General features: G+C 33.5%; 1 protein-coding gene. It reads right to left on the reverse strand.

The features are described 5' to 3' along the window. Positions 1-230: hypothetical protein (locus Q4563_RS23265; RefSeq protein WP_303606233.1), on the reverse strand; the 230-nt coding region annotated here is incomplete at both ends.

The following is a 230-nucleotide window of genomic DNA, read 5'->3' on the forward strand; positions in this document are numbered from 1 at the left end:
TAATAATCTAAATTGATAAAAAAGGGTTCGTTTTTATTTTGACCTATAAAGTAAATAGCCTCATCTGTTAATCTATCTGTTAGACATTCATCCGATGGTTTATTAATAATAAACGGATTGCTAAATGGGGCTCTATATCCTCCTTTGTGACTTTTGTATCCTCCCATTTCAAACGCAGGATCTCCTTTATAAGTTCCTCCTACATTTTCTAAAAACCCTCTTCCTTGAGG

It is taken from the genome of Gilvimarinus sp. 1_MG-2023, from assembly GCF_030548285.1.